The sequence below is a fragment of the Geodermatophilus sp. CPCC 206100 genome, from assembly GCF_048569675.1.
Lineage (GTDB): Bacteria > Actinomycetota > Actinomycetes > Mycobacteriales > Geodermatophilaceae > Geodermatophilus.
This window is the reverse complement of record NZ_JAQISV010000028.1, coordinates 65,873-79,454: the sequence shown is the minus strand read 5'-3', so window position 1 is coordinate 79,454 and position 13,582 is coordinate 65,873. Positions and strand designations below refer to the sequence as shown.

13 protein-coding genes are annotated in these 13,582 nt (G+C 74.5%); 8 read left to right on the top strand and 5 right to left on the bottom strand.

The window, feature by feature from the left end; translation table 11 throughout:
• Nucleotides 1-25: 25 nt before the first annotated feature.
• From PGN05_RS14375 to PGN05_RS14360, 4 genes are all read right to left on the bottom strand, one after another.
• Nucleotides 26-265, bottom strand: a complete 240-nt coding sequence (locus tag PGN05_RS14375) for an acyl carrier protein (RefSeq protein ID WP_419753236.1) — start codon at nt 263-265, stop codon at nt 26-28.
• Between the two features lie 77 nt (nt 266-342).
• Nucleotides 343-1,308 carry a beta-ketoacyl-ACP synthase III gene (locus PGN05_RS14370; protein WP_419753235.1) on the bottom strand — a complete coding sequence of 322 codons (966 nt, stop codon included), beginning with the start codon at nt 1,306-1,308 and terminating at the stop codon, nt 343-345.
• On the bottom strand, nt 1,305-2,507 hold the full coding sequence (locus tag PGN05_RS14365; RefSeq protein WP_419753234.1) for an acyltransferase domain-containing protein: 1,203 nt from the start codon (nt 2,505-2,507) through the stop codon (nt 1,305-1,307). Before PGN05_RS14365 ends, PGN05_RS14370 begins: the two co-directional genes overlap by 4 nt.
• Before the next feature lie 156 nt (nt 2,508-2,663).
• A complete protein-coding gene (locus PGN05_RS14360; protein ID WP_419753233.1) occupies nt 2,664-3,842 on the bottom strand; it encodes a PucR family transcriptional regulator in 1,179 nt (392 codons plus the stop codon).
• A 48-nt stretch (nt 3,843-3,890) separates the two neighbouring features.
• On the opposite strand from PGN05_RS14360, the gene PGN05_RS14355 reads away from it, so the two are divergent.
• Genes PGN05_RS14355 through PGN05_RS14345 form a run of 3 tightly spaced genes read left to right on the top strand, consistent with a single transcriptional unit; the run spans nt 3,891 to nt 6,384 of the window.
• Nucleotides 3,891-4,583, top strand: a complete 693-nt coding sequence (locus PGN05_RS14355; protein WP_419753232.1) for a phosphatase PAP2 family protein — start codon at nt 3,891-3,893, stop codon at nt 4,581-4,583.
• Nucleotides 4,580-5,128 carry a pirin family protein gene (locus tag PGN05_RS14350; RefSeq protein ID WP_419753231.1) on the top strand — a complete coding sequence of 183 codons (549 nt, stop codon included), beginning with the start codon at nt 4,580-4,582 and terminating at the stop codon, nt 5,126-5,128. The genes PGN05_RS14355 and PGN05_RS14350 overlap by 4 nt, the downstream gene beginning before the upstream one ends.
• 2 nt (nt 5,129-5,130) lie before the next feature.
• Nucleotides 5,131-6,384 carry a M20 metallopeptidase family protein gene (locus tag PGN05_RS14345; RefSeq protein WP_419753230.1) on the top strand — a complete coding sequence of 418 codons (1,254 nt, stop codon included), beginning with the start codon at nt 5,131-5,133 and terminating at the stop codon, nt 6,382-6,384.
• Nucleotides 6,385-6,388: 4 nt separating this feature from the next.
• Here the strand turns inward: PGN05_RS14345 and PGN05_RS14340 are convergent, their stop codons facing one another.
• Nucleotides 6,389-7,414 (bottom strand): LacI family DNA-binding transcriptional regulator, encoded by a 1,026-nt coding sequence (locus PGN05_RS14340; protein ID WP_419753229.1) that lies wholly within the window; start codon nt 7,412-7,414, stop codon nt 6,389-6,391.
• 212 nt (nt 7,415-7,626) lie between these two features.
• Between PGN05_RS14340 and PGN05_RS14335 the strand changes: the two genes are divergently transcribed.
• From PGN05_RS14335 to PGN05_RS14315, 5 genes are all read left to right on the top strand, one after another.
• Nucleotides 7,627-8,925 carry an extracellular solute-binding protein gene (locus PGN05_RS14335; protein WP_419753228.1) on the top strand — a complete coding sequence of 433 codons (1,299 nt, stop codon included), beginning with the start codon at nt 7,627-7,629 and terminating at the stop codon, nt 8,923-8,925.
• A gap of 106 nt (nt 8,926-9,031) precedes the next feature.
• The gene (locus PGN05_RS14330; RefSeq protein ID WP_419753227.1) at nt 9,032-10,015 is read left to right on the top strand and encodes a carbohydrate ABC transporter permease; all 984 of its coding nucleotides are present in this window, start codon (nt 9,032-9,034) and stop codon (nt 10,013-10,015) included.
• A gap of 11 nt (nt 10,016-10,026) precedes the next feature.
• On the top strand, nt 10,027-10,932 hold the full coding sequence (locus PGN05_RS14325; protein ID WP_419753226.1) for a carbohydrate ABC transporter permease: 906 nt from the start codon (nt 10,027-10,029) through the stop codon (nt 10,930-10,932).
• Between the two features lie 61 nt (nt 10,933-10,993).
• Complete coding sequence (locus PGN05_RS14320) at nt 10,994-12,091, top strand: ABC transporter ATP-binding protein (protein WP_419753225.1); 1,098 nt, start codon at nt 10,994-10,996, stop codon at nt 12,089-12,091.
• Between the two features lie 71 nt (nt 12,092-12,162).
• Entirely contained in the window at nt 12,163-13,560 is a 1,398-nt protein-coding gene (locus PGN05_RS14315) for a GH1 family beta-glucosidase (protein ID WP_419753224.1), read from the top strand.
• The last annotated feature ends 22 nt before the right edge of the window (nt 13,561-13,582 follow it).

Below are 13,582 nucleotides of genomic sequence, written 5' to 3'. Positions count from 1 at the left end.
TGGAACGGGCGGCCGGGTGGCCCTCTCAGGCCTGGTTCTTCTGGATGAAGCTGATGGCGTCGCCGACGGTCTTGATGTTGCCGAGCTCGTCGTCGGGGATGGCGACGCCGAACTTGTCCTCGACCGCGGTGGCGATCTCGACCATCGACAGGGAGTCGACGTCGAGGTCCTCCGTGAACGACTTCTCGGGGGTGGCGTCGGCGGGGGCGACGCCCGCGACCTCCTCCAGGATCTCGGCCAGACCGGTCTGGATGTCCTCGCTCACGCTGAGGTCCTCTCTCTCGGGTTGGGCGGGGAACCCGCCGTCGGGCCCCTGTTGGCCCGGTGCTGGGGAGTTGCCCGTCAGGGCAGGCGGAACACCTGTCCGGCGAAGGTGAGCCCGGCGCCGAACCCGAGGACCAGGGCCAGGTCGCCGCTCTTGGCCTCGCCGGACTCGAGCAGCGCCGTCAGCGCCAGCGGGATCGAGGCGGCCGAGGTGTTGCCGGCCTGCACGATGTCGCGGGCGACGACGGTCCGCTCGCCGAACCCCAGGCGCTTGGTCATCGACTCGACGATCCGCAGGTTGGCCTGGTGCGGGGCGAACACGTCGATGTCCTGCGGGCCGACGCCGGCGGCGTCCATGGCCTCGACGAGGGTGTCGGTGAGCTTCGTGGTCGCCCAGCGGTAGACGGCCTGGCCGGCCATCGTCATCGTCGAGCTGCCGGCGGCGATCTCGATCGCGTTGTACTGGTCGCCGTCGCTGCCCCAGACGACCGGGCCGATCTCCGGCTCGTCGGAGGGGCCGAGGACCGCGGCCCCGGCGCCGTCGGCGAAGATCACCGCCGTCGCGCGGTCGTTGAGGTCGGTGACGTCGGTGAGGCGCTCGACCCCGACGACGATCGCGTGCCGGGCCGAGCCGGTGCGGATGGCGTCGGCGGCCACCCCGATGGCGTAGCAGAAACCCGCGCAGCCGGCGTTGAGGTCGAACGAGCCCGGCCGCGGGACGCCCAGCCGGTGCGCGACCTGGGGGCCGATGCCGGGGATGGGCGCGCGCAGGCTCGCGCTGGCCACGACGACGAGGTCGACCTGGTCGGGGGACAGCCCGCTGGCGGCGAGGGCCTTGCCACCCGCGGCCACGGCCATCTCGACCAGCGTCTCGTCCTCGGCGGCCCACCGCCGCTCGGCGATGCCGACCCGGGTCCGGATCCACTCGTCGTTGGTCTCCATCACCTGCGAGAGCTCGTCGTTGGTCACCCGCCGGCGTGGCCGGTAGGCACCCAGCCCGAGCAATCGCGCACCCGGCGCACCCTCGCGGAGCTTGATGGTCATTCCGAAACCTCCGGGTAGAGCCGAGCGATCGGATCCCCAGCGTCGACCAGGTCGCCGTCCTGCACGAGCCACTCGGCCAGTACCCCGTCGTACCCGGCTGAGACGTTGACCTCCTCGCGGCGGCCGCGGACCGAGCCCAGCGGCGTCCCCGCCGGCAGCCGGGTCCCCTCGGCCACGCCGGCCGGGCTGACCGTGCCGCGCGCCGGGGAGACGACGACCCGCCAGTCGGGGAGGTGCACGGGCTCGGCGCGGCTGCGCTCGGCGGCGATGAGCGCGCGGGCGCGGTCGAGGTCCGCGGGACCGGTCACGGCCAGGATCTCGACGTCCGAGCCCTTCCACTCCCGCTTCGCCAGCCCGGCGAGCGCGCCGGCCGGCGGCAGCTCGATGGCGGCAGTGACGCCGAGCTCGCGCATCGTGGCCAGGCACGCGTCGAACCGGACCGGGCTGGTGACCTGGCTGACCAGCCGGGAGAGGACCTCGGCGCCGGAGGTCACGGCGGCCCCGTCGGCGTTGGACAGCAGCAGCCGGCTCGGGTCGGCCGGCCGCAGCCCGCCGACCAGGCCCTCGAGCTCGGTCCGCGCCGAGGCCATGTACGCGGTGTGGAAGGCGCCGGCCACCGACAGGGGCACGACGCGCGCCTTGGCCGGCGGCTCGGCCTTGAGCGCGGCGAGCCCGTCGAGGGCCCCGGCGACGACGACCTGGCCGCCGCCGTTCAGGTTCGCGGCCACCAGGCCGTGCCGCTCGAGCGCGGCGGCGAGCTCGTCGGGGTCCCCGCCGAGGACGGCGGACATCCCGGTCGGCGTCTGCGCGCAGGCGGCAGCCATCGCCCGGCCGCGGACGGCGGTCAGCGCGATCGCCGCCTCCACGCTGAGCACCCCCGCGAGCGCGGCGGCGGTCAGCTCCCCGACGCTGTGCCCGGCGATGACGACGTCCCGCCCGGCCTGCGGCGGGTGCGGCACCGGACCGGGCAGCCCGCCGAGCTCGCGGGCGATGAACAGGCTCATCGCGACCACGAGCGGCTGGGTCACCGCGGTGTCCTTGATCGCCTCCGCGTCGCCGGTCGTGCCGAGCGAGAGCAGGTCGGCGTCGGCGACGGCTCCGGCCCAGCGGAAGAAGGACTCGGCGCCGGGGAGCTCGAGCCAGTCGGTGAGCATCCCGGGTTTCTGCGCACCCTGTCCGGGGGCGAGGACGGCCAGCACGTCCTCACCGTGCCAGGGATGGGCCGCCCGTGCGGGTGGGGGTCGGCACGAAAGCACACCCCTGCTCTTTGGAGGATCCCTACAACAGGGGCGGGATCGCGGGGCGTGGCGTGCGCGCCGTCGTCGTGGGGACCACACTGTTCGGCGCCTCCGCCCTCAGTGCCAGAGCGAGCGGTCCTGGTCGAGTGCGGCGAGGGCCAGGGCGACCTGCAGGGTCCACCCGCCCCGGGCGTCGGTCGCGGACAGCCCGGTGAGCTCCAGCGCGCGCTTGAGCCGGTACCGCACGGTGTTGGGGTGGACGAACAGCGCGCGGGCGCTGGCCTCCAGGTTGCCGCCGCTGGCGAGCACGGCGCGCACCGTGTCCAGCAGCTCACCGCCGGCCGTCTGCAGCGGCAGCGCCACCTCCTCGTGGAGGGTCGCCCGCGCCGAGGGGTCGCCGTCGAGGGCGCGTTCGGGCAGCAGCGCGTCGGCCGTCACCGGGCGGGGGGCGCCCGGCCACGCGGCGGCGGCGCGCAGGCCGGCCAGCGCCACGGCCGCGGAGTCGCCGGCCTGGTCCAGCCGGTCGACCACCGGGCCCATGACGACCGGGCCGGGACCGAACTCGTCGCTGACCCGGTCGGCCACCGCCTCCAGGCGCTCGGACCCGCCGAGGACGACGACCAGCTGGTCGGCGTGCACCCCGACGAGCACCTCGCTGCGCAGCTGGCGGGCGGCCCGGCGGATGGCGGCGTGCACGTCGCCGTCGGGCGGGGCGGTGCCGACGACGACCGTCACCGGGCTCATCGCCGCCCAGCCCAGCGCCGAGGCCCGACCCGACAGCTCCTCCGTGCGCTCGCCGCGGACCAGGGCGTCGACGACCAGCGCCTCGAGGCGGGCGTCCCACGCGCCGCGGCTCTCGGCGAAGCTGGCGTAGACGTGCGCGGTGGCGAAGGCGACCTCGCGGCTGAACTGCAGGACCGCGAGGCGCAGCGCGTCGCCGTCCCCGGGCTCGGCGACGGTGTCGACGAAGTCGTCCATCACCTCCACGGTGACCCGGATGAGGTCGACCGTGTGCTTGAGCGGCACCACGCGGGCCAGCTCCCGCGGAGCGGCGCCGAAGACCTCACCGGTGAGCCGGGGTGGCCGGTCCGGGTCGCGGCACCACTCCACCAGGGAGGCGATCCCGGCCTGGGCCACCAGCACGACCCAGGAGCGCTGGTCGGCGGGCATCGTGCGGAACCAGGGCAGGTCGTCGTCCATGCGGGCCACCGCGCGCGAGGCCAGGGCGCCGGAGGCCCGCTCCAGCCGCCGGAGGGTCCCGGCGGAGGGTGCGTGGCGCTCGCCCCGGTCGGACACCCCCCAACCCTGTCACGCCGCGGCGCGCGGTCGGGGAGAGTGGTGGGCATGGACGTGCTGCGGGCCGAGCGGACGGCGCGGGCCCGCCGCCGGGCCGCCGCCGCGGTCGGCGGCTGCCTCGGCGTGCTCGGGGCGCTCGGCGCCGGGGTGCTCGTCGGGTTCCCGCCGCAGGTCCGGCTGGACGAGGCGGTCAGCCGGGCGCTGTACGCCGGTGACGACCGCACGCCCGCGCTCGACCTGCTGCTGGAGGCGCTCACCACGCCCGGCGTGGTCTGGTTCCGGGTGCTGGTCTCGCTGCCGGTGCTGTTCTGGCTCGGCACCCGCCGCGCCTGGTGGACGGCGGGCTGGGTGGTCGCCGCCAACGTCACCGTCAGTCCGCTCACCGTGCTGCTCAAGGAGCTGGTGGGCCGGGTGCGCCCGGCGTTCGAGGACGGCGGCCTCAGCTACGGCGGGCTCAGCTACCCCAGCGGACACTCCGCCGGCATCGCCACGCTGGTCACGGTCGCCCTGGTGCTGGCCTGGCCGCGGCTGGCCCCGCGGTGGCGGCGGCCGGCGGTGCTCGCCGGGGTGGCGCTCGCCGTCCTCGTCGGGCTGACGCGGATGTGGCTCGGCGTGCACTTCCTGTCCGACGTGCTCGGCGGCTGGTCGCTCGGGGTCGCGTGGTCGCTGACGGTCGCGCTCGTCTTCGGCGCCCTGCCGGGCGGCCGCGCCGCCCTGCCGCCCCGCGAGGAGGAACCGTGAACGGGTTGACGTCGCACGTGGTGCTGGAGCCCGACGACGGCTCGCTCGGCCCGCTGCTGCGGATCGCCGACGACCGGCTGGCGCCCGGGGCGGGCTACGGCCGGCACGCGCACCGCGCGGTCGACGTGGTCGCCGTGGTGGTCGACGGCGGCCTGCGGCACGGGTGGGGGGACGGTGCGCTGATCGGCGCCGGGGACGTCGCCGTCCTCCGCGCCGGCACCGGCCTGGAGCACGACGAGGTCGCCGGGGACGCCGGGGCGCGGCTGCTCCAGACGTACCTGCGCAGCGCCGCGCCCGACGCCGCACCCGCGCACGAGGTCCACGCGAACGCGGACGGCTGGGTGGACCTCCGCCGTCCCGACGCGCGGCTCTGGATCGAGACGGTCGAGGCCGGCACCTCGACGACCGTGCCGCCCGGTCTGCTGGTCCTGGTCGGCCCCGACGGCACCCGGGTCGAGCGGCAGGACGGCGGACCTGTGACCGGCCCGCGGACGGCCGTGGTGTGGCAGTTGGACACGACCCGCCCCGCCTGGGCAGAGTCGTGAGCATGGAACCGGCTCCCGCGCAGGGTCCCGCCTCGAGCTCGCGAGAGGTGGAGGGCGAGGGGGTCTCCTCCCTGCTGGCCGCGGCGCGCGCCGACGCCGACCGGACCGTCGACCTCCGCCGCCGCCTGCACCGCCACCCGGAGGTCGGCCTGCACCTGCCGCGCACCCAGGCCACCGTCCTCGCGGAGCTGGCCGAGCTGCCCGTCGAGGTCAGCGTGGGGACGACGACCACCTCGGCCGTCGCCGTGCTGCGCGGCGCCCGCCCGGGGCCCACGTACCTGCTGCGCGCCGACATGGACGGCCTGCCGGTGCACGAGGACACCGGGCTGCCGTTCGCCTCGGAGGTGCCCGGCGCCATGCACGCCTGCGGGCACGACCTGCACGTGGCGATGCTCCTGGGGGCCGCGCGGCTGCTGGCCGAGCGGCGCGACGAGCTGGCCGGCCAGGTGGTGTTCATGCTGCAGCCGGGGGAGGAGGGCTTCCACGGCGCGCGTTACATGCTCGAGGAGGGCCTGCTCGACGCCGTCCCGGGGGCGCCGGTTCGCGAGGCCTTCGCGCTGCACGTGTTCGCCAACCAGCCCAGCGGCGTGGTCAGCGTGCGGCCCGGGCCGATGATGGCCGCCGCCGACCACTGGCAGGTGACGGTCCGGGGCCGCGGCGGGCACGCCTCCATGCCGCACGCCGCCGCCGACCCCGTGCCGGTCGCCGCCGAGATCGTGCTGGCGCTGCAGGCGATGGTGACCCGGCGGGCGCCGGTGTTCGACCCGGCCGTGCTCACCGTCGCCCACCTCACCGCCGGCTCCACCGACAACGTCATCCCCGACACCGCCTTCCTCGAGGGCACGATCCGCACTCTGTCGGCGGAGCGGCGGGCCGACATGGTCGCGGGGGTGGAGCGGGTGGCCCGCCACGTGGCCGCGGCGCACGAGCTGGACGTCGAGTTCGAGCACCGCCGGGGCTACCCGGTGACGGTCAACGACGGCGGCGTGGCCGAGGCGGTGCGGTCGACCGCGGCCGGCCTGCTGGGTCCCGACTGCGCCACCCTGGCCCGGGAGCCGCTCATGGGTGCGGAGGACTTCTCCTACGTGATCGAGCGGGTCCCGGGCGCCATGGCGTTCCTGGGTGCCTGCGCGCCGGGGCAGGACCCGGCGACGACGGCCGGCAACCACTCGAACCTCGTGGTGTTCGACGAGGCGGTGCTGCCCGACGGCGCCGCGCTGTACGCGGCGATGGCGCTGCGCGGGCCGGCCGGCTGACCGGTCAGGCCGACGCCCGCCGCACCAGCCGGGTGTCGCACACCCGTGCCTCGACCCCGGTGTCGCCGTCGACCTGACGCAGCAGCAGATCGGCCATGAGCCGGGCCATCTCGCCGAGTGGCTGCGCCACCGTGGTCAGCGGCGGATCAGTGGTCGCGGCCACCGCCGCGTCGTCGAAGCCGACCACCGCGACGTCGCCGGGCACGTTCCGGCCGGCCGCCCGCAGGTGCCGGAGGGCGCCGACGGCCATCGGGTCGGAGGCGACGAACACGGCGTCGAGGTCGGGGGCGTGCTGCAGCAACTGCGCCATCGCGCGGCCGCCGCCGGCCTCGGTGAAGTCCCCCTCGGCAACCAGTGCCGGGTCGACGGTCCGGCCGGCCGCCTCGAGCGCGTCCCGGTAGCCGGCGTAGCGGTCGATCCCGGCGATCATGTCCCGGGGCCCGGTGACGGTCGCGATCCGGCGCCGGCCCTGGGCGAGCAGGTGCGCGGTCGCCGCCCGCGCGCCGCCGGTGTTGTCCGCGTCCACGTAGCAGACGGCGCGGCCGTCGAGCGGGCGGCCGGACAGCACCAGTGGCACGCCGGCCTCGGCGAGCACGCCGGGCAGCGAGTCGTCGCTGTGCAGCGACATGAGGATGACCCCGTCGACGTGGCCCTGGCGCACGTACCGCCCGACCTTCTGCTGCTCCCGCTCGCCGCGCGCCGCGAGCAGCACGAGGTTCATGTCGGTGTCGGCGAGGCTGGCCGACAGCTCGCGGACGACGCTGGCGAAGAACGGGTCGGAGAAGACCTGGGTGTCGGACTCCGACAGCACCAGCGCGATCGTGTCGGTGCGCCGGGTGACCAGGCTCCGGGCGGCGCGGTTGGGCACGTAGCGCAGCTGGTCGACGGCCGACTGCACCGCGAGGCGGGCCTCGGGACTGACCCGCGGCGAGTCGTTGATGACGCGCGAGACGGTCGCGCGGGAGACGCCGGCCAGCTCGGCCACCTCGTCCAGCGTGGGGGAGGGGGCCCGCCCGTGGACCGTCGTCATCGTGCACTCCTCCCGTGGCGACGCCGCTCGCCGGGGGCAGGTGTCGGCTCTTCCGTGGAGGCAGCGTAGGCCCTCGAACGCCGGTGTGGAAGCGCTTCCACGAAGGGCTTGACACGACGGTGTGATGCCCGCCACGCTTCCGGCACCGTCCGTGGGAGCGCTCTCACAGCGACCACGAGCCCCGGGTCATCGGGGATGACACAGGAGGTCCGATGTCCGTTCCCACCACGCGCAGGGCGGCGCTGGGAGCCGCTCTCGCCGTGTCCCTGCTGGCCGCCGGGTGCGGCGGCTCCGACACCGCCGACGACGGGACGATCACGCTGAACCTCGGCCTGTTCGGCACGTTCGGGTACGAGGAGGCCGGGCTCTACGACGAGTACATGCGGCTCAACCCCGACGTCCGCATCGTCGAGGAGTCCGTCGAGCGCTCGGCCGACTACTACCGGGCGCTGCAGACCCGCCTGGTGGCCAACTCCGGGCTCGCCGACATCCAGGGCATCGAGATCGGCTTCGTCGCCGACATCGTGGCCAACCACGCCGACCGGTTCGTCGACTTCGCCGCGACCGGGAACGCCGACGAGTCCCTCGGGCACTACTACGACTGGAAGGTCGAGGAGGCCACCACCGCCGACGGCCGGGTCATCGGCCTGGGCACCGACGCCGGCCCGGAGGCCATGTGCTTCCGCCGCGACCTGTTCGAGCAGGCCGGCCTGCCCACCGACCGCGCCGAGCTCGGTGCGCTGTGGGCCGACTGGGACGGCTACCTGGAGCTGGGCCGCCGGTACGAGGCGTCCCCCACCAAGCCCGAGGGCAGTGCCTTCGTCGACAGTCCCGCCAGCCTCTTCTCGGCCGCCGTCTACCAGGGCCAGACCGCCTACGACGACGAGGACGGCAACCCCATCCCCGAGACCAGCGACGGCGTCGCGACGGCGTGGCAGCACGCGAGCACGGCGGCCGACGAGGGACTGACCGCCAACCTGACCCAGTTCGGCGACGAGTGGAACTCCGCCTTCGTCAACGGCGCGTTCGCCACCATCTCGTGCCCGGCCTGGATGCTCGGCTACATCACCACGCAGGCCGGCCCGGAGGCCTCCGGCACGTGGGACGTGGCCCCGCTGCCCGGCCAGGCCAGCAACTGGGGCGGTGCGTGGCTCGGGGTGACCGAGGCCAGCGAGCACCGCGAGGAGGCCATCGCGCTGGTCGAGTGGCTCACCGCTCCGGAGCAGCAGGTGCGCATGTTCACCGACTCGCAGCACTTCCCGTCCAGCCAGGTGGCCGCCGAGGACCCGGCCGTCTCCGGTGCGACGAGCGAGTACTTCAGCGGGGCGCCGATCGGGCAGCTGTTCGCCGACTCCGCGGCCAACCTGCGGTTCACGCCGATCGGGCCGTTCGACACCCAGATCCAGGAGGCGTTCACCGAGGCGCTGAGCACGATCGAGACCGACGGCCGGGCCCCGGACGAGGCCTTCGACGCGGCCCTCGCGGAGATCGAGCAGATCGTCGGCGGCTGAGCCGGCGCCGGCACCCACCGGCAGTGACACCGTGGCGGTGCCCGGGGCGTCCCCCCGGGCACCGGCCGCGGCTCCCCGCACCCGCCGTCGACCAGGAAGGCCCCCGATGACCATCGCCAGCGACGACCCCCGGGTCGCGGCGGTCGCCGCCCCGGTGGACCCGCCCGACCCGGCCCCCGCGCCGCGTCGCCGGCGGGCGCGGCTGAGCCGCAACCGCTGGGGCTACGCCTACGTCGCCCCGTTCTTCCTCCTCTTCGCGTGCTTCAGCCTCTACCCCTTCCTCTACACCGCCTGGATCTCGCTGCACGAGGTGCGGCTGTCCGACGTCGACGGCGCGGAGTGGGTGGGCCTGGGCAACTACGCGGCGCTCCTGCAGAACGAGTTCTTCTGGAACGCCGCGAAGAACACGCTGACGATCGGGATCCTCTCCACGGTGCCCCAGCTGTGCATGGCGCTCGGGCTGGCACACCTGCTGAACTACCGGCTCCGCGGCCGCACCTTCTTCCGCGTCGCGATGCTCATGCCCTACGCGACGAGCATCGCCGCGGCCACCCTCGTCTTCGGGCAGCTGTTCGGGCACGACTACGGGCTGATCAACGCCGCCCTGCAGGCGGTCGGCGTCGACCGGATCGACTGGGAGGGTGGCTCCCTGAGCAGCCAGATCGCCATCTCGGTGATCGTCACCTGGCGCTGGACGGGCTACAACGCCCTCATCTACCTGGCCGCGATGCAGGCCATCCCGAACGACCTCTACGAGGCGGCGACCCTCGACGGCGCCAGCCGCTGGCAGCAGTTCCTCCACGTCACCGTCCCGTCGCTGCGCCCGACGATCCTCTTCACGATCGTGGTCTCGACGATCGGCGCGGTGCAGCTGTTCGGTGAGCCGCTGCTGTTCAGCGGCAACGGCATGACCAACGGCGGGGCGTCCAACCAGTACCAGACCCTCGGGCTGCTCATGTACGACCAGGGCTGGACCAACTTCCACCTCGGCCAGGCCGCCGCCACGGCGTGGGCCATGTTCCTGATCATCCTCGTGGTCGTCGGGGCGTACGCGCTCATCGCCCGCCGCCGCACCCGGGCCGAGCGGTAGGAGCCGCCGTCATGACCACCCTCGCCTCCCCCCAGGCGGAGACCCCGGCGGCGGGCCGCGCGGTGCCCGCCCCGCGCCGGCGCCGCCGGCGGGCCCACCGGACGACCGCGGCCGGCCCGGTCACCTACGTGCTGCTCGGGCTGACCACGCTGGTCTCGGTCTTCCCGCTCTACTGGACGATGGTCGCCGGCTCGCACACCAACGCCGAGATCGCCGAGACGCCGCCGCCGTTCCTCCCGGACGCCGACCTGTTCACCAACATCGGCCGCGCGATGGAGCAGGCGCCGATCGGGCTGGCCATCGTCAACTCCGTGATCGTCGCCGGCTGCATCACCGTCGGCACGGTCCTGTGCTGCACGCTGGCCGGGTTCGCCTTCGCCAAGCTGAGGTTCCGCGGCAACGGCGTCCTGCTCGGCCTGGTGGTCGGCACGATGATGGTGCCGACGCAGCTCGCGATCATCCCGCTGTTCATCCTCATCGCCGAGCTGGAGTGGGTGAACCAGCTGCAGGCGGTGGTGCTGCCGACCCTCGTCAGTGCCTTCGGCGTCTTCTTCATGCGCCAGTACCTCAGCACCGCGCTGCCCGACGAGCTGCTCGAGGCCGGCCGGGTGGACGGCGCCTCCACGATGCGGATCTTCTGGTCGATCGTCGTCCCGGTGGCCCGCCCGGCGATGGCGGTGCTGGCGATGCTCACCTTCCTCACCGCCTGGAACGACTTCTTCTGGCCGATCATCGCGCTCACCACGAGCAACCCCACGGTCCAGGTCGCCCTGGCCGGGCTCGGTGGCGGCTACATCCCCGAGCGCGCGGTGATCATGGCCGGCACGCTCGTCGGCACCCTGCCCGTGCTGGTGGTCTTCGTCGTCCTCGGCAAGCAGATCGTCGGCGGCATCATGCAGGGCGCGGTCAAGGGATGAGCGCTCCCGGAGCACGTCCGACCCCCCTTCCCTCCCCGCACCCCGAGAGGCTCTGACCGCCATGGCCACCGTGACCTTCGACCACGCGACCCGCATCTACCCCAAGAGCGAGCGGCCCGCGGTCGACGCCCTGGACCTGCACATCGGCGACGGCGAGTTCCTCGTCCTCGTCGGCCCCTCCGGCTGCGGGAAGTCCACCTCGCTGCGCATGCTCGCCGGGCTGGAGGAGGTGGACGCCGGGTCCATCCGCATCGGCGACCGCGACGTCACCGACGCACCGCCCAAGGCCCGCGACATCGCGATGGTCTTCCAGAACTACGCGCTCTACCCGCACATGACGGTCGAGGAGAACATGGGCTTCGCGCTCAAGCTGGCCGGCGTCGGCAAGCCCGAGATCGCCCGGCGGGTGGCCGAGGCGGCGCAGATCCTCGACCTGGGGGAGTACCTGCGGCGGCGGCCGAAGGCGCTGTCCGGCGGGCAGCGCCAGCGGGTGGCCATGGGTCGGGCCATCGTGCGCCAACCGCAGGTCTTCCTCATGGACGAGCCGCTGTCCAACCTCGACGCCAAGTTGCGGGTGCAGACCCGCACGCAGATCGCGGCGCTGGTGCAGCGGCTGGGCACCACGACGGTCTACGTGACCCACGACCAGGTCGAGGCCATGACGATGGGCGACCGGGTCGCGGTGCTCCGGGACGGCGTGCTCCAGCAGTGCGACACCCCGGGCGCGCTCTACGACCGGCCGGCCAACGTCTTCGTCGCGGGCTTCATCGGCTCGCCGGCGATGAACGTGGTCACCGGGGAGGCCGTCGACGGCGGCATCCGGCTGGGCGGCGCGGTGCTGCCCGTGCCGCGGGACCGGCTGGCCCGTGCCGCGGCGGGCTCCGGCCGGGCCACGGTCGGATTCCGCCCCGAGGCGCTGGTCGCCTGCGCGCCGGACGACGGCGTCCCGGTCGAGGTCCGCGTGGTGGAGCAGCTCGGTTCCGACGCCTACCTCTACGCGACCCTCGCCGGCACCGGCGACGACGTGCTGCACACCTCCGACGTCGTCGTCCGCACCGAGCCCCGGCAGGCGGCGTCCGTCGGCGACACCGTGTGGCTGCGGGTGCGTGAGGACTGCCTGCACGTGTTCGACCCCGCAACGCAACTGCGCGTCGACTGAGTCCGTCCCGACCTGACGGCGGCCCCCTGCAGGGGGCCGCCTCGTGCCCCGACTCCTAGGAGAACCCTGTCGTGACCACCTTCGACGTGCGCGCCGACGCCCTGGACGGGCGGACCTTCCCGCCCGGCTTCGTCTTCGGCGCCGCCACCGCCGCCTACCAGATCGAGGGATCCGTCGACGCCGACGGCCGCGGGCCCTCCATCTGGGACACCTTCAGCCACACCCCGGGCCGCACCTTCGGCGGCCACACCGGCGACGTCGCGGCGGACCACTACCGCCGCTTCCCCGAGGACGTCGCGCTGATGGCCGACCTGGGGCTGTCGGCCTACCGGTTCTCCGTCGCCTGGCCGCGGGTGTTGCCGCAGGGCGCCGGCCGGGTCGAGCAGCGCGGCCTGGACTTCTACCGGCGCCTGGTCGACGAACTGCTCGGCCGCGGCGTCGAGCCCTGGCTGACCCTCTACCACTGGGACCTGCCGCAGGCGCTGCAGGAGTCCGGAGGCTGGACCGACCGGGACACCGCGGCCCGCTTCGCCGACTACGCCGGCGTGGTCGTGGCGGCCCTCGGCGACCGGGTGCGGCACTGGTCGACGCTCAACGAGCCCATGTGCAGCGCGCTGCTGGGGCACCGCTCCGGCCAGCACGCCCCGGGGCAGCAGGACCCGGTCGCCGCGGCCCGCGCCGTCCACCACCTGCTGCTCGGGCACGGCCTGGCGGCCGGCGCGCTGCGCGACGCCGGTGTCGAGTCACTGGGCATCACGCTCAACTTCACGCCGATGACCCCGGCCAGCGACTCCGTGGCCGACGTGGACGCCGCCCGCCGCCTGGACGGGCAGCAGAACCGGATGTTCCTCGAGCCGGCGGTGCACGGCCGGTACCCGGCCGACGTCGTCGCGGACCTGACCGCCGCCGGCGCGCCGCTGCCCGTCCAGGACGGCGACCTCGACGTCATCGCCGCGCCGCTGGACTGGCTGGGGGTCAACTACTACTTCGAGCAGACCGTCCGCGTCGGCACCCGCCCGCCCGGCCGCCCGACGTCGTTCATCGGCGGCGAGGACGTCGTCGAACTCGACCCCGAGCCTCCGACGACCACCATGGGCTGGGGCGTCAGCCCGGAGGCGTTCACCGACCTGCTGCTGTGGCTGCGCGACCGGGCCCCGGGCCTGCCGCTCGTGGTGACGGAGAACGGCTCGGCCTGGGCCGACGAGGTGGACGCCGAAGGTGCGGTCCACGACCCCGAGCGGGTCGACTACCTGCTGCGCCACCTGGACGCGATGGCCGAGGCGATCGAGCGCGGTGCCGACGTCCGCGGCTACTTCGCTTGGTCGCTGCTGGACAACTACGAGTGGGCCCGCGGGTACGCCCAGCGCTTCGGGCTGGTGCACGTGGACTACGCCACCCAGCGCCGCACGGTGAAGGACAGCGGGCACACCTACGCGGCGGTGCTCCGCCGCCACCGCGAGACCTCCTGAGCGACGGCGGGGTGCCGGGCGG

Coding starts and splice junctions, on each gene's coding strand:
- PGN05_RS14355 (WP_419753232.1), top strand. CDS start 3,891: ATGGACGTGCTGCGGGCCGAGCGGACGGCGCGGGCCCGCCGCCGGGCC.
- PGN05_RS14340 (WP_419753229.1), bottom strand. CDS start 7,414: ATGACGACGGTCCACGGGCGGGCCCCCTCCCCCACGCTGGACGAGGTG.
- PGN05_RS14335 (WP_419753228.1), top strand. CDS start 7,627: ATGTCCGTTCCCACCACGCGCAGGGCGGCGCTGGGAGCCGCTCTCGCC.
- PGN05_RS14320 (WP_419753225.1), top strand. CDS start 10,994: ATGGCCACCGTGACCTTCGACCACGCGACCCGCATCTACCCCAAGAGC.
- PGN05_RS14325 (WP_419753226.1), top strand. CDS start 10,027: ATGACCACCCTCGCCTCCCCCCAGGCGGAGACCCCGGCGGCGGGCCGC.
- PGN05_RS14330 (WP_419753227.1), top strand. CDS start 9,032: ATGACCATCGCCAGCGACGACCCCCGGGTCGCGGCGGTCGCCGCCCCG.
- PGN05_RS14345 (WP_419753230.1), top strand. CDS start 5,131: ATGGAACCGGCTCCCGCGCAGGGTCCCGCCTCGAGCTCGCGAGAGGTG.
- PGN05_RS14370 (WP_419753235.1), bottom strand. CDS start 1,308: ATGACCATCAAGCTCCGCGAGGGTGCGCCGGGTGCGCGATTGCTCGGG.